1 protein-coding gene is annotated in these 794 nt (G+C 44.3%); it reads right to left on the bottom strand.

The annotated features are described in order from the left end of the window. On the bottom strand, positions 1–682 hold a 682-nt coding region (locus AZ66_RS29375; protein WP_044358208.1), incomplete at its 3' end, for an IS1182 family transposase. Positions 683–794 lie beyond the last annotated feature (112 nt).

Consider the following 794-nt stretch of genomic DNA (forward strand, 5'->3'; position numbering starts at 1 on the left):
CTCTCAGAAGATTAAGCGGTTCCAGAACTTTTGGCACCTGTGCGATTCCAGATTCCTTTTCAATAAAGGCAACAAGCTTTTGGCAGTATGCGATTTCGTCTTCAAGCACGTTGTTCATGTTCTTCGCTGGCATCTTTGTTTTGACCGACTCGTCCATGCTGTAAACAACCTTACGCAGCTTTCGAGCACGGTCTTGTAGGATTTCTTGCGGTGACTTCTGGTTGTAACGTGCTTTCGTATGTGTAGCATCTACGATGATAGAGGTACTCTTTAAGATATCCTGCTCGATTGCAAGGGCTACTGTTTGACCGATGAGCATGTCGAGCAGATTTATGTCTTTCAATCGCAATTTACGGAATTTCGTCAGGGAACTCGGGTCGATTACCGAGTCTTCCGGCGCCATGCCGAGGAAATATTTAAATGACATGTCGTACTTCGAACGCTCGACAATATCTACGTCAGACAGTTCAAAGATAGCTTTCAACAGTAAGTATTTAAACATGCGGATGGGGTCGATGGCGTTGCGTCCATTATCCAAACAATATTTTTCTTCCAGTTCCTCATATATAAAGGTGAAGTCCACCAGTTCATTAATTTGACGGAGCATGTTGTCCTTCGGCACGACGATGTCGTACAATGCCACATAAGGACTCAGAACCAAGGTTTGTTGTTGACGAATCATCTCGCTCACCCGCTCTCCATGATGCTTTCATTATAAGCGAAAAAAGGTACAGCTTCCTCAATTTTCTTGGGGGGCTGTACCTTTAACATGAGATGGACTTTTTCAGTGGCCT

The sequence above is a fragment of the Paenibacillus sp. E194 genome (genome assembly GCF_000935845.1).
GTDB classification, from domain to species: domain Bacteria; phylum Bacillota; class Bacilli; order Paenibacillales; family Paenibacillaceae; genus Paenibacillus_B; species Paenibacillus_B alvei_B.